Source organism: Streptomyces sp. ICN903 (genome assembly GCF_022015835.1).
GTDB lineage: Bacteria > Actinomycetota > Actinomycetes > Streptomycetales > Streptomycetaceae > Streptomyces > Streptomyces fenghuangensis.
The window spans coordinates 1-1510 of record NZ_JAKMAY010000556.1; the positions used below are offsets into that span (position 1 = coordinate 1).

Sequence of the window (1510 nt, forward strand, 5' to 3'; positions counted from 1 at the left end):
AGGGGGCGGTCGCCGGGCCGGGGGCCGAAGCGCGGTCCACCAGTTCGGTGGGCAGGACGACCCGGCCGTCGTCCGGCAGGTCGTCCGGGGGGCCGCCGCCGGTCCGGGCCAGCAGCAGGGCGGCGGCCGCCCCACCCATGGCCCGCAGCGGCTGGCGGACGGTGGTCAGGGGCGGATCGGTGTAGGCGGCCAGCGGGATGTCGTCGAAGCCGATCACCGCGACGTCGTCGGGCACCCGCCGTCCGGCGGCGCGCAGGGCGCGCAGCGCGCCCATCGCGCTCAGGTCGTTGTGGGCGAAGACGGCGTCGAAGTCCGCGCCCTCGGCCAGGAGCCGCGTCACGGCCTCCTCGCCCGAGCGCTCGCCGAAGCCGCCCTCCACCGTGCGGCGCGGATCGTGCCCGACGCCGTGGCCCTCCAGGGCGCCGACGAACCCCTCCAGCCGCTCGCGCACGCAGTCGAACCGCCGGGGACCGGTCACCACCAGCGGTCTGCGGCGACCGAGGCCCAGCAGCCGGTGTGCCGCCTGCTCGCCTCCGAGGGTGTTGGTGGTGGCGACGGAGGGGAAGCCCGGATGGCGGGCGCGGTCGTCGATCAGCACGACCGGCAGGCCCGAGCGGTGCATCGCGGCGACGGCGCCGGTCTCGCTCTCCGGCTCCACCACCAGCAGACCGTCGAACGCGTTCGCCGACACCTGTGCGGTGAGCCGCGTCATCGACTCCCGGCCCCGGCTGCAGGTGAACAGCAGCAGCCCGTATCCGGCCGCCTCGACGGCGTCCACCGCTCCCTGGACGAGTTCGGCCACCCAGGGCCAGGCCAGGGAGGGCGCGAGCATCCCGACGGTGCGGCTGCGGCCGCGGGCCAGCCCGACGGCGCGCGAACTGGGCACATAGCCCAGCCTGCCGATGACGTCGCGCACCCGCGCGGCGGTCCGGCCGTCCACCTCGCCCTTGGCGTTGAGCACCCGGGAGACGGTCGACTTGCTGACGCCGGCCGTACGGGCGACATCGGCGATGGTGACGCGCACGGGCACTCCTCCTCCGGCGGATCGGTACGGCTCGGCTTGGCGGGGATCGGTTCGGCGGCACCGGTTCCGGGACCGGTACCGGGCATGGGCACGGAGTCAAACGGCAGCGAGCAAGGGCGTCAAGACTTCACGTCAAAATTGGATGTCACTCTTTGAGAACGCTCTCAAGAGCGCTCTCTCGTTCACTTCTTGAAGTCGATTGGTCTCGTCCAAGCCCTTGACGGCCGGGTTTCCCCAGGAGTTGACTCACTGCCCGAACCAAGCCCGGAACGCGGGCGGTCGGCGCGCCGAGCGCTGCCCGCCCCTTCCCGTCCGCACCGCGATCCCGCCGTGTGCGAGGCGACGCCGTGCCCCGCGGCCGCCGTGCGGCCGTACGCCCGTCGCCCGTGCGCGGAGAGAGAGCCCCCCACCGCCGGAACCTCCGGACGACAGACGGATGTGATGGTCATGCACCTGACAACCCCTCATGCCCCCCACGACCCTCCC

The 1510-nt window shown here is 73.7% G+C and carries 1 protein-coding gene; it reads right to left on the bottom strand.

What is annotated here, in order from left to right; translation table 11 throughout:
* A partial coding sequence (locus L7D48_RS28740; RefSeq protein ID WP_237884025.1) for a LacI family DNA-binding transcriptional regulator occupies positions 1-1024 on the bottom strand: 1024 nt, incomplete at its 3' end.
* Positions 1025-1510: the final 486 nt, after the last annotated feature.